The following is a 21,654-nucleotide window of genomic DNA, read 5'->3' as shown; positions in this document are numbered from 1 at the left end:
CTAAAATAAAAATTCCAGTAAAAACGAGATTTTATCTGGAATTTTTATACTAAATATATTTACCTAAATATATTACCAGCAATCAACATTTTTTGAACTTGATTTGTTCCTTCATAAATTTGTGTTATTTTTGCATCTCTCATCATTCTCTCTAGTGGGTAATCCTTCATGAATCCGTAGCCACCCATTAATTGCACAGCATCTGTTGTAACAGACATAGCTGTATCAGTTGCTGAAAGTTTTGCTCTAGCTGCAGAAATACTATATGGATTACCAAGTTCTTTGTCCATAGCTGCCTTGTACACTAAATGTCTTGATTGTTCGATTTTCAGATCCATATCTGCCATCATCCATTGAAGTCCTTGGAATTTAGAAAGTGTTTTTCCAAATTGTTTTCTTTCTTTCATATATTTTTTGATTACATTAAATGCTCCTTCAGCTATACCAAGACCTTGAGCTGCTACCCCGATTCTTCCGCCATCTAATACAGACATTGCTATCTTGAAACCTTGTCCCTCTTCACCTAATAAGTTTTCTGCAGGTACAATACAATCTTCAAAAATTATTTCACTAACCTGAGCTGCTCTGATACCCATTTTATTTTCAATTTTTCCTACTGATATACCAGGAAAGTCTTTCTCAACAATAAAAGCTGAAATACCTTTAGTACCCGCATCCTTATCAGTCTTTGCAGCTACTACGAAAGTATCAGAAAGTGGACCGTTTGTTATAAAACATTTTTGACCATTTAATACATAGTGGTCTCCCTTTTTCTCAGCTACTGTTTGCACTCCAGAAGCATCTGTACCTGCATTAGGTTCAGTTAAACAAAAAGAACCGATTTTCCTTCCAGTTGCTAAATCAGGCAAATACTTTTTCTTTTGCTCTTCATTACCAAATTTATAAATTCCACCTCCGCATAGTGAAGTCTGAACTGAGAAAGCAATTCCAGTTGATCCACATGCTTTTGATACTTCTTCTACAGCTAAAATATAGGATAAATAATCTCCACCACTGCCTCCGTATTCTTTTGGAAAGGGAAGACCGAACATTCCATATTCACCTAGTTTTTTAAATGCCTCTATTGGAAAAATTCCTGTTGCATCGCTTTCAGCTGCTATTGGTGCAAGTTCTTTTTCAGCAAATTCTCTAACCTTTTTTACTACTAATTGTTGTTTGTCGGTAAAATTAAAATCCATTTATATTTCCTCCTAATATTTTTTATTTTTTGATTATTAATTAGCTTCTCACTGCTACTTTATTTTTCTCAGATACCGGGAATACAAAGTAACCAATAATTGCCGCAACTACTGTCCATGGGAACCATGCAAGCATTTCAGCTGATAGCGGAAGATTCTCATAGAATGTATTGAAAAAGCCTAAATTTATATTTAGTCTAATTCCATAAGCGTAAACGGTATCAAAGATACCAAAAACCAATGCTGTTGTCATTGCATAACGACATATGTTTAAGTGTCTTCTATTCTGGTTGTTTGGCATTAATGCATAATATATTACAAGTACGATAGCTGCTGGGTAGATACCATCTAGGATTGGCCCAAGGAATGTAAGGATTGAAGCAAGACCCATACATCCGAATATTGTACTCAAAACCAAAACTGCAATAGATGCTTTCTTGTAATCTACCTTTCCTTCTGTTGTATCAACGAAGAACTCCGCACATCCTGAAGTCATACCAATTGCTGTTGTCAGTGCAGCAAAGAATAGTGCGATTGAGAATAAAATTCCGCCTACTCGTCCAAGGAGTTTAGTAGAAACTGCTGTATAAAGAGCTGTATAATTTAAATCCATTGTCCCCCCTGTAGAAGCACCTATTAACATATGACAAAGGTGTGTACAACTTAATAATGCTATACCAATAATGCCAACTCTGATAATATTCTTACTCATACGTTCGTCAGAAACACCTTTTTCTTTTAGACCATTTAAGATAACAACACCGAATATTAATGAGCAAAGAATTTCAGCTGTTGCGTATCCGTTTGTGAAACCGTAGGCAAATGCTGAACCTTCATATGTCTTTGCAACTGGCTCTGCAATAGGACTTATAAGCCCTTTTCCTACAACGATAACGACAATTACAATAAGCAACGGGAAAAGAATCTTTGAAATACGATCCATTGTCTTTCCAGGGCTCATTAAGAACCAATAAGTTATTAGGTAGAAAATTATCGTAAATACAATCAGTGGTAATCTTGATGTTGGATTTAAACCAAAAGCCTGTACTACAGAGTCCCAAGATGCTGCACTCATACGTGGAATAGCATACAAAGGTCCTAGCACAACAATGGTTACGATTGTATATGACACGCCTAGTTTCTTTCCAAGTACACGTTTGGTGATTTTGTTATAAGTGCCATTGCCCCTTGATAATGCAACATATGCAAGCAATGTAAGCAATAAAGCTGTTATAAATGCTCCACCGAATGCACCCATTACAGATGTACCACTTTCTTTACCCCAGTTCATTGGCCACACCATACTCGATGCACCAAAGTGCATTGAGAAGAGTGCACCACCCATTAAAAATAATGCTGATAATTTCAAATCTCCATTCTCGTTCAAATTCTTGTTCATACATACCCACCTTAAATTTAGTTTTATTCCAGCGCTGAAATCTTAGCTTACGGCTTCAAACTTTTCTTATAGACGTTTATGGATACCTACTTTTTATGACATACGGTTCACAAAATATTATCTGTATCTCTAAAGTCTTAAAGCTAGTTAACTAGTTAAGATATTCTTATTATATTTAATACAGCTGCTGGACAGTCAACCCTTTATTTGATATTTTTTAACGTATATTAGCAAATTAACGCCTTAACTGTACACCTAGGGTAAAGTTAGCTAGCTATTTATTGATATCATTCATAATAAAAAAACACCTATGAAATTCATAAATGCTTTGTGAATAAACTAGAATTTGTTGATTTACCTCTAATTAGAGATATACTAATATTTTCTTTCAAACTTAATCAGTTATATCATAGATGCATACACTAAATAGTATCCTGATAAAGTTCCAATTATAACCGTTATTATATAAATCAACTTACTATTCACTTTTTTATAGAAAATATAGCCTAGAATCATAAAACTTAAAAGGTCAAAAATAAGTTGAAAAAGATAAGTGTGCGTATTAGCTAAAAACATAGCAATCCCTATTGTTTCCGCGCCTAATCCACATATTGGAAGAGCGTATAGAACATTGCTTATCTTATTATCTTTATTCCAAAAATAAAGTACATAGCTGATTGCCGCACAAACCAAAGCAAAAATGTCATACTCTATGAGCAGTGTCCAATGAAATCCCCCAATATCATAAAATCTTGGGAAATAGAAACCAATTATATATTTCAAAAAGTAAAAGCTGAAGTTCATACTAGACAGATATAAAAATACATTGATTGCCGCATTTTTATTAGAACAACTGAAATAAATAACTAGAGTAGTTGTTAGCATCCAAAAACCAAATGCACTAGCTATTGAACTAAAACTCCACAAAGTATCATATGGAAATAAATCCGATAGTCTTGTTATTATACCTGCAAATAAACCTATCCCTATAACCCACAAATATGATTTAAAATTATGCTGAAATCTTTTCTGCTTCATTGTTATTTCCTCCAAATTATGTATTATTAATCAATTGCAACAATAACTCAATTTCTAAAAGGTTTAAAATCACAGCTTGATTCACCACTCAATTTTACAATATTGGATATAATTTATCAATATACAGAAAACTGTTAATATATTATGAACAAAGAGACTGAATCAATACACTTAATATATATATGGTATAATTAGTAATATTTGTTTTAATTGAGAACAGAAGGGAGAGTGAAAAATGAACAAAATAAGAAGAGTAACAATACTAACGATTATGGTAATATCTTTATTTGCAACAACAGTGTTTGCATTAACAAATGGTTGGACTAAGGAAGGACAAGCATGGACTTATTATACCAAAGGTCAAAAAGTTAAAAATTCATGGAAACAAGATTCAAAAAATGACTGGTATTATCTAGGTTCAAATAGAGTTATGGTTTCAAAAAAATGGATCAAAGATAAGGCTTCTTGGTATTATCTAGATTCAAATGGGGCAATGGTTTCAAACAGATGGATTAAAGATGGAGCTTCTTGGTACTATCTAGGTTCAAATGGGGCAATGGTCTCAAATAGATGGATTAATGATGGAGTTTCTTGGTACTATCTAGGTGCAGATGGAGTAATGTTCTCAAACAGATGGATCAAAGATGGAGTTTCTTGGTACTACCTTGGTGCAGATGGAGCAATGTACTCAAACAGATGGATTAGAGCTGGAGTTTCTTGGTACTATCTTGGTTCAAATGGGGTAATGGTATCAAACGCATGGAGCAAAGATAAATCTTCTTTGTACTATAAAGGGCCAGATGGAACTTTATTGCCTTGGCGCATTCAAGGTAAAGAAGCACCATCTCTATATTATTTAGGTGCAGATGGAGCAATGGTTTCAAATACATGGATCAAGGATGGAGCTTCTTGGTATTATGTTAGTGAAACAGGAGCAATGCTTGTAGGTACAGTAACACCAGATAGATATTATGTAGGAGATGGTGGAAATTGGGATGGAAACCCAGTAGTAGAAATTGATGATATAGTAACATTTAAAGATAAAAATTTAGAAAAAATAGTAAGAAATAAAATACAAAGACCAACAGGAACTTTACTTAAAAGTGATGTTGATAAAATAAATTACATCTGTGCTACAAATTGCAATATTACAGATTTATCGGGAATTGAAAAATTAACAGGATTAACCTGTTTTTCTTTATATGGTGATTCAGAAGTTATTCATCAAACTCTAGAGGACGGGGTTAGCGCGTTTAATAAAGTTAATGATATAACACCATTAAAGGAATTAACCAATTTAGAATATCTTTGTTTATATGGTAATGAATTTAGCGATATAGCAATATTAAAACAATTAACTAAATTGAAAATATTTGGGTTATATAATACTCAAGTTAGTGATATAACAGTATTAAAAGAATCGACTAATTTAATAGTCCTTAGTTTAAGTAGTAATAATAACATTAGTGATATAACCCCATTGAATGGATTAACTAATTTACAACGATTATCTTTAAATAATAATCAATTTAGTGATATAACCCCATTAACTGCATTGACTAATTTAGAATCTCTTAACTTAAGTAATAATCAAATTAGTGATATAACCCCTTTGAATGGATTAACTCAGTTAACATATCTTAACTTAAATAATAATCAAATTAGTGATGTAACACCATTAAATACATTAACTAATTTAAATTATCTTTATTTAAATGATAATCAAATTAATGATGCTGATATAGAAGACCTAGAAAATGTTCTTCATTGTTATATAAAATAATGCCTAATTAAAAGAAAAAGCTGTAGGTAAAATTGCATTTATTTAGAGAATCCAATTTTGGCTTTTCTAAATTATTCAACAAAAAATTCTGAGAACTCAATATTGAGTTCTCAGAATTTTATCAAACTTTAACAGATTGGATTAATTTCATTAAATATTTTGACTGAAACTTTTCACTTACTAATATTTGTTTCACCGGTGGTAACTTTAAAAATGCCCCTGTAAATGCAGCCATAAATTTGTGACTATACATTGCCTGATTGTCAAAAATCAAGTTATGTAAGGTATCTGTCTCAATTGCTTCAAGAACTAGTTTATGCACTGTATTAACCGGTGTAAAGATTCTTTTCTCTCTTTGAACCATCTCAATAGCATTTAATTTACAAACTCTTTCACATACGCCACATCCTAAACATAGTGTTGGATCAAATATCACCTTTTCTTTATTGTCTATTTTTTCTGTTTTAAAACACCCTACTGGGCAAACGTCTACACATTGTTTACAACTAACACATTTGTCATTCATAGTAGCGATAAAGTTTGATGAACTAATTGTTTGTGGTAAACCCATTTTCCTAGCACCTTTTAGAGCCATACAGCAACATGTGCAACAATTACAAATAAACCCCACATCATCTTTGACATTCTCAGCAAATTGAATAAGATTGTGGTCATATGACAATTGAAGTATCTCAAATGCCCTTTCCTTAGTAATAAGTTTTGCATACCCATGTTTAGATAGAGAGTGTGATAAATTGTTTATGGACAAACAAACCTCTTGCGGTGCATCACAGTTTTCACCCAAATGTTCTGCCTTATGTCTACAATAACATCTACTAACACCAATACTTTCAGCATTTTCTATTATCTTCGTTGCTCTTTCATAATCTAATACATAAACTTCATCAGCCTGTTTCACTGCTTTTTCATTTACTAAAACTCTACCTATTGGTGTTTTTAAAGACAACAGTTTCCTCATAAAATCTTCTTCCGTCTCTAAATATTGATGAAATAATTCACTTAATAATTTTTGGTCAAAATGTCCACCTGTTCTCATTAAAGCAAATTCAAAGAATCCTATCATCGGTGGCGGTACAACATACTTTTGTTCTTTTGTATCATTCATATCAAGAAGCAATGCCTTCTCTGCTAAGCCATTCAAAATTTCAAATGTTTCTTTTTCTGACTTTCCCCATATCTTGGCAGCACTTTTAACGCTAAATGGTTTTATAGGCAACAGAGATACAAGAGATGCTTCTTCGTTAGTAAACATGACCTTTAAAATTTCATACAAGGATTCTGCTTCCGGTGCGCCTTGAGGAAATTTATTATACCGTTCTATTAATTCTTTATAACCCGTTCTTCCTGTTAAGTGTGCCATACAACCTCTCCATTTCTATTACAATTATATTCTGTCACTAAAGACATACCTTACGTAAACTTAATCTATGCAAATCCAAAATCTCAGGCTTTATTGAGTTTTGGACCTGCATAGATTTATAGTTGAAGTGGTATGTCTATACATTATTATAATTTAGTTTATCACAAAATACTTAAAACTAGTATCTATTTTAAATACTGCCTTATCTTATACTTTTCAGTTTTAGTACAACTTCTGAAAATCTGCATATTTCCATAACTTATTTTTAAGCTTTATAAATAATGATATTTTTTCATTACAAATATGTAAGATAAAGATGTATTTTGTAAGTTATATGAAATGGAGTATAGGAGAAATGAAAAGTATAATAAGTTTAAAGAGTTAATAATTCAATAATACAAGGAGAGAATAGTATGGGTATAGATATAATATTTTTATTAAAAGCTATTATTATAGGTATTCTAGAAGGGCTTACAGAATTCATTCCTGTATCTTCTACTGGGCATATGATATTAGTCGGAAGCGCCATTAACTTTCACGGAGAATTTGCTAATATGTTTGAAGTTATAATTCAACTAGGTGCGATACTTGCAATAGTAGTTCTTTATTGGAAAAAGATTAAAGATAGCATAAAAGAATTTTTTAAGTATATATTTACCAAAGGGAAAGAAGGAAAATCAGGTTTTAAATTTGGAATTAATATTATCATATCATCTATTCCTATTGGTATTATAGGAGTATTATTTTATGATAGAATCAAAGATTTATTTAGACCCGAAGCTGTAATTGTAGGATTCATAATAGGAGGATTTTTATTACTTATTATAGAAACTTTCTTTAGAAAAAAAGAGCACCCTATAAAAGATATTGATAAAATAACAATATCTCAAGCTTTGAAGATTGGATTGTTACAGTGTTTATCTGTATGGCCTGGGATGTCAAGAAGTGCTTCTACAATAATGGGAGGATGGATTGCAGGATTATCAACACATATAGCAGCAGAATATTCATTTTTTCTGGCTATTCCAGCCATGATTGGATCTTCAGTAAAAGAATTATTTGAATTTGATTACTCAATAATGACATCCACATTATGGATTTCATTAATATTAGGCTTTGTTATAGCATTTATAGTGTCAATTGTAGTGGTAGATAGTTTTGTAAGCTATTTAAAAAAGAAACCTATGAGGGTATTTGCAATATACAGAATTTTAGCTGGTTTTTTGCTAGCAATATTAGTCTTTACTAAAGCTATAGAACTAACTGTGTAGATATGTAGACCACAATTGAAATAAAAGAATTTTTCAAACAGAAAAGACTATAAATAAATTTGATTTCAAATCTACTTATAGTCTTTATATAAAAGAATAATTAAAACAATCAAATAATACTTGGGTATGCTCAAAATTGAGCACCCCTAACCCTTATAGTAAAAATTTATTTTACATCAATATCAATGGAATCTGTAAATTCTACCTTACGTGAATAAGATGGTGACATATAAACCGTATCAAAACTGTAATTTTTCAAAGTAATCTCCACTTGAAATATACCTGGTTTCTCCACAAACTGTTGCTTATTCTTATCCCATGAACTACCGTTGTGAGTTGACCATCTGTTATAGTCGTATTTATTTCCCTGCTCATCATAGTACTCTTGATTCCAAATTTGATATGAAGAATTTTCTGCTTCTTCTTTTGCTTCAAATGTAAGTAACCAATCATTTCCCTTACGTTCTGCATTTGCAAAAGTCACCCCTTTAGGAAGTTTTTCTGCATTAAGCTTTGTAAGGTCTAGTTTTACTGTTTCCATATCCTTATCCAACCAAGTAGCGCCAGTAATGTGCAAGGTAAGGCTTTGGCTTTTGGAGAAAAAAGAACTTTCCAAATGGTGTGACCTCATCATAGGTGAATCCACAGAACCTGTTGCAGTTATACCATTAGCAATTTTGTCAAAGCGCTGTCCTTTCTCATTTTCAATATAAAATTCAAGACTTTTTAACCATGCAGAATTATCTTCGTTATCTAAAAAATTTAGTCGTATATGGGTTGGATATATTTCTGCTGTTTCCAAAGAGAGTATCTGCCCATCAATTTTAAACTTATGGTTTAAGGTTAACTCTTCACCCTGAGCGGTATAGTATGGGTCAAATTCAAGTGAAAAAGTAAATTCACTGATATAATCTGGTTGTTTATATTCATCCTCTTCCAGCATTTCATCCTCTACTATTGCCGTATCTTCCCAAGTACCATTATCATTTACTTGTAGTGTCAAAACCATATTATCTGGCATATCCTCCTCAACAAAAGTCACTGTAATGTGATTTAACTCTCCATTAGTTGTATCACAGTTACCCGATGAAATGCAATATCCCTCAAGTGCCGAACCATCTGCAGCTCTAATTTCTGGAGTTGCGTCCATTGCAGTATATTGGTCCGAGTCTAACGAATAGAATATGTCTAACTCCTTTTGATCTACAATTACATATTCTATTCTTGCTGTAATACCATTTTGGGTTAGTTCTATCTCAATAGGCTGCACATATTCATTTTCAACTGCAGCACTTAGTGATGGTGAAAACGCTACCAATTGTGCAAGTTCTTTTATTAGCGGTATTCTACCACAGGCATAGGCAAAAGTAGGAAAACAATTGACAAGCAAAATAAAAGCAATCAAAAAGGAAGCCACACTAGTTCCAGATAAAGTGAAAATACGGCGACGTTGTTCTGTTTTAAGTTTTGCTTCAACTCGCTGCATAGTATATTCTAGCTGTGGGGGTGTCTTATCGAGCTCCTTAATTAATGTAAAGTATTCTTCATTTCTACTCACTTTTCATTCCTCCTCCGATAATTCAAGTTTGAGCAGCTTTAATGCACGACGTTGCCTTGTTACCACCGTTCCCTGCGGAATATCAAGACTCCTAGCTGTTTGCGAAAGGGTGTAACCGGAAAAATAACGCAAAATCACAACACATCTGAGCTCCTCACTTAATTTTGCTATTGCTTCCTTTAGTGGCAAATCATCATAGCTTGCTTCCACATGTTTTTCAATGGGTAGATGTTCCTTTGTACTGATCCGTTTAAGATGCTTTAGCTCTTTTTTACATTCATTTATTAGAATACGAGTAATCCATGTATTAAAAAATTGGGGTTGTCTAAGGTTTTTTAATGCTTTAAAAGCTTTATAAATACTTTCATCTACAGCCTCCATGGCACTTGTCTCATTGCCCAGATATAAATATGCCGTTTTATATAATTGCTTTTTGATAGCCTCAATACGCTGGGCAAATTCTTTTTTGTCCATTATTTTACTCCTTTCGCTTTGGATAATCCTTCTAATTATTAGATAAACAAACTATGTATTTTGATTTAATTTTTTATATAAAAACTGCACATTTATTTAAATAAAATCAATGTGCAATATATATTTTACATTTTATTTTTCATTTCAATCATGTCTTTATTATCATTACTAATGAAAATTCTTCACTATTATAATTTATATCAATGGTACCATTGTACTTGTTCACAATATCTCTTACATTTTGTAGTCCATATCCATGAGTTTCTTTAGCTTGTTTGCTTGATATAATAGATCCTTTTTCAACTAAAACATCATTGATCTTTTGATTAGAAATTGAATAGCTAAAATATCCTTTAGATGTCCGAGCTTTTATAGTGATTTTTCGTTTTGAAATATCTTCTATTTTTAATGAAGCTTCTATTGCGTTATCAAGTGTATTAGCAAATATTGAGCATATATCCATATCATCAATACTAATATTATCGATTGATATGTTAATATTAGTATTGATTTTATTTTGAACCATTAAATCATATTTATTATTCAAAACTGCATTAACTATACCATTCTTACAAAAGGTTTTGCTTCCATGAGAAGTAGATTTTTTTATTAATTTTTCAAAAAATAATTTTGCTTCCTCAATATCTTTATTATTAATAAATGTTTTTACTAGTTGTAGATTGTTATTCATATCATGATATATTTTCCTTATTTTAACCTGCTTTTCTTCCAACGATTTATAATAATCATACTGTAATTTATAATTTTGATTAACTAGTCTGATTCTAACACTTTCAACTATATACTTTATAAGAAACATAACCCCAATATTAGAAATAATGCACACCACTGCTATTAAATAAGCTTTATATTGCTCATTATGTCTTGTCCAAACTATTGTTAATATTATAGAAATAAAGGGAGCAAAGCATATTATATCTATTAGCACCCAGGTTTTATCATTAATATATTGTTTGGCATATAGAATTTTCCTTTTCATAATTTTATAAACAAATAACCAGAAAATAGCTAATAGAAAAATCCATAAAATATAATTTTGCTTTGCCTCTATTAAATTAATTTTTTTAAACAAGAAATTGATTGAAACTACAATAGGATATAAAACCATAACAACAGATATTTTCTTAATAATACTACCCACATAGCACATAACCATAATAGTTATGAAACCAATAAGAGCATATGACACATTCACCATGTCATCTACATATATAATTACAGTTACCACTGAAGACAATCCTACAAAAGCAATTACCTTAAATATCTTCTTCTCTTTTACATCAACAAAACAGTTTATTACTTTATAAAAGCTTATTGTTGATAAAGCATATCCTATAATTGCAAAAGCATAAAAGTAAATAATCTTAAACAAATCCAAACTAGTATCCCCCCCTGTAGACAAAATTCTATCTTTACATAAGCATAGTTTTAGCAAAAGAAATCATTACATCTTGATATCTTCTTCTGCTAATAGGAAGTTTTTCATCCTTAATCTCTATAAAGTTATTCTCAATAGATAATACAAAATTTAAATTAACCAAATATCGTTGATGTATTCTCACAAAGAACTGAGGCAATTTTTTTTCAATATCATCAAGCTTTTCATAGAATTCATAAATATTTTCTCCACTTGTTATAACCTTTATCCTTCTTTTATCACTTACAAAATAAATGATATCATTATAATTGATTTTATATGCATTTCTGCTTGATTGAACCATAAAAAAATCATTTTGTTCCTTGTAAACTTGTTTTAAAGCCTTAAACAAAACATCAACAATCTTTTCTTGTCTATAAGGTTTCATTACGTAATTAAATGCTTTTACCTCATAACCATCAAATACATAATCAGAAAAACCAGTTATAAAAATAATAATTGCTGTATCATTTAAAAGCCTAACTTGTCTTGCTGTTTCAATTCCATTTATTTTATTCATTTCTATATCAAGAAAAATAATATCATAAGAATTTCTATCTTTCCGAATTACTGATAGCAAATCTTCCCCATTTTCATACTCAACAACTGAAAATTCTATACCTTTAAGCTGAAATTGCATACTAATAATAGATTTAAGGTCCTTCCTTTGCATTTTTTCATCATCACATATACAAATACTAATCAATTTAAGCACCTCCTTCCACATTATAACATATGGCTTGACATCATATTTTCATAAAGTTAAACCATATATTACAAAAACACTACCATAGATTACATTCTGAGTGATTATATTAATATAGGATTCAGGTTATTATTTTAATAGTAAAACTGAAAGGTGGTTATCATTTTGTTGAAAGTAAAAAATTTATATAAATCCTATAGTACGAATAATATTAAATATGATGTTCTAAAAGGATTATCTTTTCAAGTACATAAAGGTGAATTGGTTGCAATTATGGGCTCATCAGGCAGTGGTAAAACTACATTGTTAAATTGCATCTCCTGTTTTACTTCTTTTGATGAAGGGGAAATATTGCTAAATGAAAATAATATCTCAAATTTGAATGAAAGTTCCTTGGCTAGACTTAGAAATAAAAAACTAGGATTTGTATTTCAAGATTTTATGCTTCTTGATGGACTTACAATATTTGAAAATATATGTATCCCTCAAATTATTGCTGATAAAAAGGTGACTTCTATGGAAGCTGCTACAAATAAATTATGTGATATTTTTGGCATTTCTCATATAAAAAATAAATATCCTACTGAAGTTTCAGGAGGCGAAAAGCAAAGAACTTCCGTGGCAAGAGCATTGATAAACAATCCTTTTTTAATATTGGCTGATGAACCAACAGGTAATTTGGACAGTAAATCAAGCGAAACTGTAATAGATGCATTTATTCAAGCTAAAAATAAACTTTCAGCTACAATACTTATGGTGACACATGATAGTTTTTCTGCAAGTTTCTGCGATAGAGTGATTGTTATGAAAGATGGAAAAATATATAAGGAACTAAAAAAAGAAACCAATAGAAGTGAATTCCTCGATTTGTTACTAAAAACATTAAAAGAATTAGGTGGTGATATAAATGACCATGAATAATATATACTCAAAGCTTCGTTCAAAAAACATTAAAAATTATTATTTGCTAATTTTCTGTATAATACTATCCATTGTTCTTATTACTTCTTATGCTGTAATGTTTTTAAGTCCAACAGTTCAAGATATATTGCCCTCAAATGGCGATAGTAATAAACAAGCCTACTTAATATTTGCAATAGCAATAGTTGGGTGTGGATTTTTTACCACATATGCATCATCACTTTTTTTTAAATATAAAAATAGAGAAACTGGAATACTTCTTGCTTTAGGTGCAAAAAGATCTCAAATTAAAAATATCCTTTTTACTGAACTTTTACTTATTACATTTATTTGTTCTACTATTGGTTTAATATTAAGCATTCCAGTATCTTTTGGGATATGGAAATTATTCCAGATTTTTATAATAGATACAAAAGAAATGGTGTACCATATTGGCTGGACTGGTATTATTTTAGGAATTATTTTTTCTCTATTTGTTACCATGTGTACTTTCATTATGGGGTGGAAATTTATTAACCATAGTGATGTTATGAATACCTTAAATGAACATAGAAAATGTGAGATAGTAAAAGATATAAAACCTTGGTATGGTATAGTTGGTAGTTTTTTTATAATTATGGGATTACTTCTAGGTTATGGAGTACCTGAATTGGTAATAAAGATTTTTGATTATATAATGCCTCCAATTTGGAGTTTCACTTTTTTGCTTTCTGTAGTTGGTTTTTATATGGTTGTTACCTATGCCATTATTCATAATAAAAAAGGTAAAAATAAAAGAAAATATTACAAAAATATTATTCCAAAAAGTATGATGAAATTCATGGGAAAACAAACTGTAAGAACTATGTGTGTAATATGCTTATTAATCAGCGGAGCATTATTCGCCTCCTTTTATGCTCCTTCAATAATATCAGGTTTGTTTTATTCTATAGATAAAAATCCAATTGATTATTCTTTTCATTACAAAATGACAGAAAATCAAATAAAAAAAGATGAAATATACTCCTTGGCAAACAAATATAAAGTAAATATTATTTCTTATAATGAAGTTCCATCAATCTCACTAATAGTAAATGGAGTTAAAGTTCACTTTATGGATAACAGGAAAATATCTTACCAGTATATAGATAAGATTGGTTATAGCGAATTTTTTAGTGAAAGTGATTTCAATAAAGTTTCTGCACAAAATGTTAAATTAAACTCAGGTGAATATCTAACTATTTTGGGATTTGAAAGCGCAGAATCTATTTATGAGAAGTATGATGATTTAAATAAAATAACTCACCCTATTACAAATGCTTCAAAAGAAATGAAAAATAAAGGAACAATACTTTTTCAACCCTTTGTTAAGGAAGGTACAACAAAGTATGTTATATCAGATGAAGATTACAAAGAATATAATATCCATCTACCTAAAGAAAACTTTGAGAATTTTGTACTTTTTAATGTAAAAAACCCAGACAAAACTTATGCTTTTGCAAACAAATTAAAGGGTGAAATCATAAACAGAAGCTCCAACGATGTTGCTGTTTCACCTTATTATGATGAATATAAAAAAGAATTGGCCATTAAAAGTGATGAGGTCTATCATCAAGATAAAAATATTAAATTAAATTCAGATAATAATCAACTATTTATAGACTGGAAGTATTACCCTTCGTTTGGTGTTTTAAACCGTCAAGACATTATAAAAAATGCAGCTGTTTTTCTTATGTTATTTATTTATATTGCAATAGTTTGCTTTGCTGCTGTAGCTATAATTTTGTATACAAGAAGTATAACTATTGCCATTAACAATAAAGTCTTTTTCAATGATTTAAAAAAACTAGGTGCAAATAATAGTTACATCTCAAAATGTATAAAAACACAGCTAAAAAAAATATTTTTTATTCCAACTTTAGTAGGTAGCGTTTCAATTTTTCTATTCTACCTTATGATATTGTACGGTAATAGCAGTAATATAACTGAAAGTGAATGCATTGGTCTTGGTATTAATTTAGTTATTATTCTTTTAGTAAGTTTATTTATATATTTTATTTATAGATTATCTTTTAAGAAAGTTAAAAATATCATTGGAATTTAAGTATATTTTGCAAGAAGGATAATTTCTTTGTGTTGAAAAATATATTTTAAATGGTAAAATATATTTGTGTCAAAGAAATTGAGAGGACGTGATAGTTATGTTGAAAAATAATAAGGTGAGAAATAGAAGATAATTCACAATGCACAATTTTGAATTCACAGTTATTGTGAATTATTGATAAATTCTCTCGCTAACTCCGAAAACAAAAATTTTAAAATTAATAAAAGAGATCGTTTAAGAATAACTTCAACTAATTCTTAAGCCGACTCTTAAGGAGAGAATATGACAACAGAAATAAAAATAATCAGAAGTGAAAAATCATGGATTGAAAGTAGTGCTGTAGAGCAGCTAGAAAAAGTTGCGAAGTTAGAAGGTATGGTTCAGGCTGTAGGTATGCCTGATTTACATCCTGGAAAAACTCCTGTAGGAGCTAGTTTTGTTACTAAGGGTATAATTTATCCTCATTTAATTGGTAATGATATTGGATGTGGAATGACTCTATTTTCTACTGGGATAAAAGAAAGGAAATTCAAAAAATCAAAGGTAATTGAAAAACTAAAGAAGCTAGATAGCTTAGATGATATTGATATCAGTGATATTAGAAATGAAACAGAATATACTTTTAAAAATAAATTAGGAACTATTGGTGGCGGGAACCACTTTGCTGAATTCCAAAAGGTTAAAGAAATCTTTGATGAAGAAGCCGTGAAAAATATTAATCTAGAAAAAGACAAAATCATGTTACTTGTTCACAGTGGTTCAAGAAGTTTTGGAGAGCATATATTAAGGATGTTTATTGATAAATACTCTTGCCAAAATGGACTGAAGGTAGGAAGTGTAGCTTTTCAGGAATATATGAGTACTCATAATACAGCTATAGAATTTTCAAGATTAAATAGAGAGCTTGTAGCTTATAGATTAATGAGTTATCTAAATAAAGATAAATACTCTAAACTACTTAACAGTGAGCATAATAGCCTAACTGAAAAGGTTGTTAATGGCGAAAAAATCTATGTTCACAGAAAAGGAGCAGCACCTTCAGATGTTGGGTATGTTGTAGTTGCTGGTTCTAGAGGTTCAAAGTCTTATATTGTTCAGCCTATAGGTAATCCTCATGAGTTTGCATACTCTATTGCTCATGGCGCAGGTCGAAAGTGGAATAGAATTTCATGTAAAGAAAAACTTTTAAGGATATATTCTAAAAAAGATGTAAGATTAAATAATCTAAACTCTAGTGTTATTTGTAAAGATAAAAGCCTTTTATATCAAGAAGCCCCAGAAGCTTATAAAAATATTGAAAAAGTAATTGAGGATATGCTAAATGCTAAAATGATTAAGCTTATAGCTAGCTTAGAACCTCTAATTACTTACAAGGTTTAAGCTATGTGGTTACAAATAAGTGCAGGGCAAGCACCTGTAGAATGTTGTAGATTTGTTTTTTTATTTCTTCGAAAATTGAAAAAAGAATGCCAAAAAGAAAATATAAAAGTAGAACTTTTAGATTACACTCAAGGCGAGAAAAAGGATACAATAAAATCAGTGTTTCTTAGATTAAGTGGAAAATGTGCAGAAAGCTACGCAAGTTCTATTGAAGGAACTCTTCAATGGATCTGTCAAAGTCCCTATCGAAAGAATCATAAAAGGAAGAACTGGTTTATTGAAGTAGAAGTCTATGAAGAAAAGAAATCTTTGGATTTAGATTTGAAACAAATTAAAATTGAAACCATGAGATGTAGTGGTAACGGCGGACAAAACGTTAATAAGCTTGAAACTGGAGTTAAAATAACTCATTTACCTTCAGGTATTGTGGCAAAATCTCAAGAAGAAAGAAGTCAGCTTCAAAATAAAAAGATTGCTATGATTAGACTCCACAAAAAATTAGAAGAAATAAATGATAATAAAATTTTAGAAATGAATAAAAGCAGATGGGGAAAACATCAAGATATCAAAAGAGGTGACCCTATTAGGGTTTTTAAAGGGATAGAATTTAAAGAAACAAAACAAAAAACAAAGTAAGAGTTAAACAAATGCATATATAGTTAGAAAGCTGCTGTCACAAACGACGGCAGCTTTTTGCACTCTCCTATACAGAGTTCAACCTGAATTAGAATCTATTTGGCTTTATTAGACCTCTACTTCAACCTTTTTAAACAAATCAATATCAAACCAATCAATAATTTTCTTTCTGTAATTCTTTAAAAAGAAACCCACAACTTTTCCAACAAGAATAGCAGCTAAAATTGTACCTTCTCTTACTGTCGTAAGTTTTCCCAAAAATATAATAGATAGAATTGCTGAAATTATAACCATGCCGCTGTCAACGCAAACTTTTGCATTACCAAAGTTTAACTTATCTTTGCTTACCTGTACTATAGCACCACAAAGACCTTCTGCTGGAAGCATCATGATGTTTGAGCAAAGATATAATGAAACACCTATACCGATAACAACTATGCTTATTAATAAATATACTAATTGCAAAATATAAGTAGATGGTTCAGGCAACCAGAACAATAAATACTCATTTCCTGTATATGTTATAAAAGTGCCAAGAACAAAAGTAGATACAATCTGCAATAAATTTCTTATTTTATAATCTTTTCTTAATAAAATTATCTGTAATAATATTAATCCTATATATATTATATAAGTAGCTTTACCTAATTCAATACCAAAAATAAGCTCACAAGCATAAGGAATCGAGCTAACTGGAGAAATACCAAGTCCTGCTAGCTTTGAAATATTTATACCAACTGCCAATATAAAAAATCCCAAAACATAAATAAATACTTTTTTCGCCCATTTCATAATTAGTTCCTCCATATAAATATCTAATTTAATATCAAATATTAAACCACTATTTATCATTTTATCACTATCCTAGTTTTTTTTATACCCTTGACCTTTGAATGAACAGGAACTTTTTTTCCAAAGGGCTTAATTCTATTAGCGTTTTTATGTAAGTAGTAAGATTAGTATCTGAAACAGTTCTAAATTATATCAGACGATGAAAGGCTTATACTATCTTGTTTTTTTGCACGAGACAAAATAATAATTGTAATTATGATACATACTATTCCTAGCCATTGTGACATACCCAAAGGAACATGTAACCATAATACAGATAAAAAAGCTGCTGATAAGGGTTCAGCAGAAGCTAGTACACTTACTTCCGTTGGTTGTATATATTTTAAACTTTCCAAATAACAATAAAAAGCAATGAGAGTTCCAAATAATACTACAAACGTAACAGCAAATATTGAAGTAATAGACCATTGTCCTGTAATATCCCAAGGCTGATGGATAAAACTAAAAGCTATTCCACCAATAAGCATTCCCCATCCAACTACAAGTGAAGAACCCCATTTATTAAGAAGAGACCGAGGCTGTAATGTATAGAAAGCTGCTGCAAAAGCTGAGGAAATTCCCCAAAACAACGCTAACTTAGAAATAGATATGCTGTGAATATTACCTTTTGTAATGATAAAAAACGTACCTACCATCGCTAAGAAAATAGCTATAATTTCTTGTAAACTTGGGAATTTTTTAGTACGAATAGCTAAATAACAAGTAATTATCACAGGTGATAAATACTGAAGTATTGTGGCTGTTGCTGCATTTCCATATTTAATAGCAGCAAAATATGTATATTGAACACCTAGCATCCCTATAATGCTAAAGAGTATAAGACTAAAACCATTAGATTTAGATTTCCAGATTTTCCATATATCTTCGTTACCTTTCATAAGATTATATAATAATAAAATTAGCCCTGATACTAATAGCCGAATTACAACAAGCCATTCTGGACTAAATCCTTTGTTCTGAAAAAGGTACTGAGCAACAGTACCTGATATTCCCCATAACATGGCGCCTATAATTACTAGTATTATTCCTTTTAGCCTTGGTTGAAATTTCACTATATTTTTACTCATTTTATATCACTCCAGATGCTATTAACTTTGTTTTTGAGTTTATTAATTCAGTTTTTTAATGTGTACTTTTTGACTCTTTTTAAAAAATTCACTAAACTTAATATCTACTTGTAACATGATAACTGCAAATATTACAATTCCCATACCCACTAACTGAGAGCTTTCAAGTGTTTCATTGAATATAAAATATGCAAAGATACTTGCTACAATAATCTCTAAAGAAACTAATATACTTATTAAACTAGTATCTATATAATCAGTGGCTTTTACATAAGCAACATTTGATATAAAAGTACTTAGCAGTGCAATAGCTAATATATTTGATATCACAAATCCTAAGTTATTATAATTAGTTACACTAGTTATCAACCCTTTGAAATCAACAAAAAAGCTTAGGAAGATTGTTGCAGACATAAATCCGTATACTAACAATGTATCTTTTTTATATCCTGTATTATGAAATTTAGGCAAAACAATTTGAAGAGCAAAGGCTGCTCCTGCAAACATTCCCACCAATATTCCAACCATATCTAATTGGGTGGCTTTTAAATCAAACAACTTAACTATAAGCATACATCCAAAAATAGTTACCACTATTGCTACTAATTCTTTTATTTTAATTTTCTCCTTGAAACAAATCCTATTTATTATGATAACCCAAATTGGATTAGTAAAAAGTAATACCGTTGCAACAGCTATAGGAATTCTTGATACTGCTAAACTATATCCAATAAAACTAAATCCTAATGCAACTATTCCATATATGAAAAAAAATATTAAATCTTTTCTATTTGTTTTAAGTAAAGATTTATCCCTTTTTAAAACAAATAATAAATAAACTATTCCTGCAATTGCTGCTCTAAAAAAAGCTATTGTAAAAGAATCTAGCCCTACAATATCTAAATTTCTACTTGTAATTCCCATGGTTCCCCAAAAGAAACAAGCTATTACCACTAAAAATATTCCCTTCTTTTTCATTTCATATCCTCCTAAATAAATAACTATTATTAACTTACTTTCCTATATTTTAAGTCATTTTTATTCTATGGTAAACTTTACTTTTTCTACAATTTTCATGCTATGAATATTATATCATATAGCTTGTAGTTTTTTTAAAATAAAGTTGATATTATTTATAAAAAACCACTAGATTGCCTAGTGGATTCAGTGCAGATTTTTTCTATTTATAAGACTTGTCCATAGTAAATCCACGTCCTTTTACTTCATTAATACGGTTAATTATCATAAAAGCTTTAGGATCTATAGAATGAACAAGATTATTCAACTTAGGAAGTTCACGGTTTGAGATTACAGTGAGGACAACTAAATTTTTATTGTGACAATAGCCTGTTTCAGCGTGAATTAAAGTAGAACCTCGATCAAGACGATTAATAATCATCTTGTTTATCTCCAAATATTTCTCACTAATAATTTTCACCTGCGTGCTAGATTCACCAAGTAGCAATACTTTATCCAGAACAACTGTATAGATTAATACTAACAAAATTCCATAAAGAACCTGCTCTTTGTTTGCAAAAAACATTTGAGCTAACAGAATGCAAAAGTCTAAACCATACATTACTATAGAAATAGAAAAACCCATTTTTTTATTTAATACCAGCGGTGGAATATCCATTCCCCCAGTAGATGCTCCAGCTTTTATTACGATTCCAATGCCTAAGCCAATCATAATACCTGCATAAACTGTTGAAAGTAGATGGTCAGAAGTCATATTCTGTAATTGAGAAGTCTTCTGAAAAATACCAAGAATAACTGGATAATAAAAGGTACTAATTAGTGTTGTAAGGGCAAAAGCCCTTCCTAAAACTGCTCCTCCTAAGACAAACATGCTAATATTGAAAATAGAAACAAACGCTGTAATAGGAATACCCAGCTGATGATAAACTAGCAATGCTAATCCTGTAGTTCCTCCAGTAATCAAACCATTCGGAATAATGAACATGGTTACTGCCAAAGCATAAATTGTATTGCCTAGCAAAATTAATCCTATATTTTTTAAAATTGTTGAATATCTATTAAACATATAATTCTACTCCTTAGTTACATTAACTTTATCATAAGTTTTTTTGATATTTGGCGGCGTAATTTATATTATATACTAATGCTTAAAGCAATAAAACTACTTATTTTAGAAATACTGTACCAGTTCACTCTTATACCGTAACAGATATACCAAATAGCATATTTGAGACTGTAATACTTGTTCAAGTTGAGGAATTAAAAATAAAAAACATAGGAAATTCAACTATATATTTTCGTAATTTAACAACAGAACCTTTTATGCATATGTTAACCTAAAATTAAAAACATTAAAGCGTAATAACATTAAATCATGGTTGTTTCTTGTTTTTATATAGATAAAAACAAGAAACTATTGTAAAATGAAATTATTGTTAGAATTATATTAATATACACATTTTTAGAAAAATCAGTTTAAAAATGTATTA

The 21,654-nt window shown here is 30.1% G+C and carries 18 protein-coding genes; 6 read left to right on the top strand and 12 right to left on the bottom strand.

Going from position 1 to position 21,654, the window contains the following annotated elements; translation table 11 throughout:
• Positions 1-59: 59 nt before the first annotated feature.
• The 3 genes from ACQ3F0_RS18555 to ACQ3F0_RS18545 form a co-directional block, all read right to left on the bottom strand.
• On the bottom strand, positions 60-1,199 hold the full coding sequence (locus tag ACQ3F0_RS18555; protein WP_428866999.1) for an acyl-CoA dehydrogenase: 1,140 nt from the start codon (positions 1,197-1,199) through the stop codon (positions 60-62).
• A gap of 40 nt (positions 1,200-1,239) precedes the next feature.
• On the bottom strand, positions 1,240-2,598 hold the full coding sequence (gene brnQ / locus ACQ3F0_RS18550) for a branched-chain amino acid transport system II carrier protein (protein ID WP_428866998.1): 1,359 nt from the start codon (positions 2,596-2,598) through the stop codon (positions 1,240-1,242).
• A gap of 402 nt (positions 2,599-3,000) precedes the next feature.
• On the bottom strand, positions 3,001-3,636 hold the full coding sequence (locus ACQ3F0_RS18545; protein WP_428866997.1) for a hypothetical protein: 636 nt from the start codon (positions 3,634-3,636) through the stop codon (positions 3,001-3,003).
• Positions 3,637-3,871: 235 nt separating this feature from the next.
• Between ACQ3F0_RS18545 and ACQ3F0_RS18540 the strand changes: the two genes are divergently transcribed.
• Positions 3,872-5,419, top strand: a complete 1,548-nt coding sequence (locus ACQ3F0_RS18540; RefSeq protein ID WP_428866996.1) for a leucine-rich repeat domain-containing protein — start codon at positions 3,872-3,874, stop codon at positions 5,417-5,419.
• A 121-nt stretch (positions 5,420-5,540) separates the two neighbouring features.
• Here the strand turns inward: ACQ3F0_RS18540 and ACQ3F0_RS18535 are convergent, their stop codons facing one another.
• Positions 5,541-6,800 (bottom strand): 4Fe-4S binding protein, encoded by a 1,260-nt coding sequence (locus ACQ3F0_RS18535; protein WP_428866994.1) that lies wholly within the window; start codon positions 6,798-6,800, stop codon positions 5,541-5,543.
• Positions 6,801-7,213: 413 nt separating this feature from the next.
• On the opposite strand from ACQ3F0_RS18535, the gene ACQ3F0_RS18530 reads away from it, so the two are divergent.
• Positions 7,214-8,071, top strand: a complete 858-nt coding sequence (locus ACQ3F0_RS18530) for an undecaprenyl-diphosphate phosphatase (RefSeq protein ID WP_428866992.1) — start codon at positions 7,214-7,216, stop codon at positions 8,069-8,071.
• Positions 8,072-8,237: 166 nt separating this feature from the next.
• Here the strand turns inward: ACQ3F0_RS18530 and ACQ3F0_RS18525 are convergent, their stop codons facing one another.
• The 4 genes from ACQ3F0_RS18525 to ACQ3F0_RS18510 form a co-directional block, all read right to left on the bottom strand.
• On the bottom strand, positions 8,238-9,557 hold the full coding sequence (locus ACQ3F0_RS18525; protein ID WP_428867110.1) for a DUF4179 domain-containing protein: 1,320 nt from the start codon (positions 9,555-9,557) through the stop codon (positions 8,238-8,240).
• A 75-nt stretch (positions 9,558-9,632) separates the two neighbouring features.
• A complete protein-coding gene (locus tag ACQ3F0_RS18520; RefSeq protein ID WP_428866990.1) occupies positions 9,633-10,103 on the bottom strand; it encodes a sigma-70 family RNA polymerase sigma factor in 471 nt (156 codons plus the stop codon).
• A 148-nt stretch (positions 10,104-10,251) separates the two neighbouring features.
• Positions 10,252-11,502, bottom strand: coding sequence for a sensor histidine kinase (locus tag ACQ3F0_RS18515; RefSeq protein WP_428866988.1), 1,251 nt, complete (start codon positions 11,500-11,502; stop codon positions 10,252-10,254).
• Positions 11,503-11,536: 34 nt separating this feature from the next.
• A complete protein-coding gene (locus tag ACQ3F0_RS18510; protein WP_428866986.1) occupies positions 11,537-12,247 on the bottom strand; it encodes a LytR/AlgR family response regulator transcription factor in 711 nt (236 codons plus the stop codon).
• 165 nt (positions 12,248-12,412) lie between these two features.
• On the opposite strand from ACQ3F0_RS18510, the gene ACQ3F0_RS18505 reads away from it, so the two are divergent.
• The 4 genes from ACQ3F0_RS18505 to prfH all read left to right on the top strand — a co-directional run bounded on the left by ACQ3F0_RS18505 (position 12,413) and on the right by prfH (position 17,267).
• Positions 12,413-13,168 (top strand): ABC transporter ATP-binding protein, encoded by a 756-nt coding sequence (locus ACQ3F0_RS18505; RefSeq protein WP_428866984.1) that lies wholly within the window; start codon positions 12,413-12,415, stop codon positions 13,166-13,168.
• Positions 13,155-15,251: an FtsX-like permease family protein gene (locus ACQ3F0_RS18500; RefSeq protein ID WP_428866983.1), complete on the top strand. Its 2,097-nt coding sequence runs from the start codon at positions 13,155-13,157 to the stop codon at positions 15,249-15,251. Before ACQ3F0_RS18505 ends, ACQ3F0_RS18500 begins: the two co-directional genes overlap by 14 nt.
• Positions 15,252-15,533: 282 nt before the next feature.
• Positions 15,534-16,631 carry an RNA ligase RtcB family protein gene (locus ACQ3F0_RS18495; protein ID WP_428866981.1) on the top strand — a complete coding sequence of 366 codons (1,098 nt, stop codon included), beginning with the start codon at positions 15,534-15,536 and terminating at the stop codon, positions 16,629-16,631.
• Positions 16,632-16,634: 3 nt separating this feature from the next.
• Positions 16,635-17,267 carry a peptide chain release factor H gene (gene prfH / locus ACQ3F0_RS18490; protein ID WP_428866979.1) on the top strand — a complete coding sequence of 211 codons (633 nt, stop codon included), beginning with the start codon at positions 16,635-16,637 and terminating at the stop codon, positions 17,265-17,267.
• Positions 17,268-17,375: 108 nt separating this feature from the next.
• Here prfH and ACQ3F0_RS18485 read toward each other — a convergent pair whose 3' ends face one another.
• The 4 genes from ACQ3F0_RS18485 to ACQ3F0_RS18470 all read right to left on the bottom strand — a co-directional run bounded on the left by ACQ3F0_RS18485 (position 17,376) and on the right by ACQ3F0_RS18470 (position 21,185).
• Entirely contained in the window at positions 17,376-18,059 is a 684-nt protein-coding gene (locus ACQ3F0_RS18485; protein WP_428866977.1) for a YczE/YyaS/YitT family protein, read from the bottom strand.
• A gap of 182 nt (positions 18,060-18,241) precedes the next feature.
• Positions 18,242-19,171: a DMT family transporter gene (locus ACQ3F0_RS18480; RefSeq protein ID WP_428867108.1), complete on the bottom strand. Its 930-nt coding sequence runs from the start codon at positions 19,169-19,171 to the stop codon at positions 18,242-18,244.
• A 57-nt stretch (positions 19,172-19,228) separates the two neighbouring features.
• Positions 19,229-20,164, bottom strand: coding sequence for a DMT family transporter (locus tag ACQ3F0_RS18475; protein ID WP_428866976.1), 936 nt, complete (start codon positions 20,162-20,164; stop codon positions 19,229-19,231).
• A 202-nt stretch (positions 20,165-20,366) separates the two neighbouring features.
• Positions 20,367-21,185: a YitT family protein gene (locus ACQ3F0_RS18470; protein WP_428866974.1), complete on the bottom strand. Its 819-nt coding sequence runs from the start codon at positions 21,183-21,185 to the stop codon at positions 20,367-20,369.
• Positions 21,186-21,654: the final 469 nt, after the last annotated feature.

Source organism: Clostridium sediminicola, assembly GCF_050402865.1.
GTDB lineage: Bacteria > Bacillota > Clostridia > Clostridiales > Clostridiaceae > Clostridium_AF > Clostridium_AF sediminicola.
Note: the sequence above shows the minus strand (reverse complement) of the source record. Positions and strands in the feature narration are given on the sequence as shown.

Excerpts from the sequence above, each read along its gene's own strand:
- ACQ3F0_RS18495 (WP_428866981.1), top strand. The coding sequence starts at position 15,534 with ATGACAACAGAAATAAAAATAATCAGAAGTGAAAAATCATGGATTGAA.
- ACQ3F0_RS18500 (WP_428866983.1), top strand. The coding sequence starts at position 13,155 with ATGACCATGAATAATATATACTCAAAGCTTCGTTCAAAAAACATTAAA.
- ACQ3F0_RS18545 (WP_428866997.1), bottom strand. The coding sequence starts at position 3,636 with ATGAAGCAGAAAAGATTTCAGCATAATTTTAAATCATATTTGTGGGTT.
- ACQ3F0_RS18540 (WP_428866996.1), top strand. The coding sequence starts at position 3,872 with ATGAACAAAATAAGAAGAGTAACAATACTAACGATTATGGTAATATCT.
- ACQ3F0_RS18485 (WP_428866977.1), bottom strand. The coding sequence starts at position 18,059 with ATGAAATGGGCGAAAAAAGTATTTATTTATGTTTTGGGATTTTTTATA.
- ACQ3F0_RS18525 (WP_428867110.1), bottom strand. The coding sequence starts at position 9,557 with ATGCAGCGAGTTGAAGCAAAACTTAAAACAGAACAACGTCGCCGTATT.
- prfH (WP_428866979.1), top strand. The coding sequence starts at position 16,635 with ATGTGGTTACAAATAAGTGCAGGGCAAGCACCTGTAGAATGTTGTAGA.
- ACQ3F0_RS18530 (WP_428866992.1), top strand. The coding sequence starts at position 7,214 with ATGGGTATAGATATAATATTTTTATTAAAAGCTATTATTATAGGTATT.
- ACQ3F0_RS18520 (WP_428866990.1), bottom strand. The coding sequence starts at position 10,103 with ATGGACAAAAAAGAATTTGCCCAGCGTATTGAGGCTATCAAAAAGCAA.
- ACQ3F0_RS18555 (WP_428866999.1), bottom strand. The coding sequence starts at position 1,199 with ATGGATTTTAATTTTACCGACAAACAACAATTAGTAGTAAAAAAGGTT.
- brnQ (WP_428866998.1), bottom strand. The coding sequence starts at position 2,598 with ATGAACAAGAATTTGAACGAGAATGGAGATTTGAAATTATCAGCATTA.
- ACQ3F0_RS18475 (WP_428866976.1), bottom strand. The coding sequence starts at position 20,164 with ATGAAAAAGAAGGGAATATTTTTAGTGGTAATAGCTTGTTTCTTTTGG.
- ACQ3F0_RS18535 (WP_428866994.1), bottom strand. The coding sequence starts at position 6,800 with ATGGCACACTTAACAGGAAGAACGGGTTATAAAGAATTAATAGAACGG.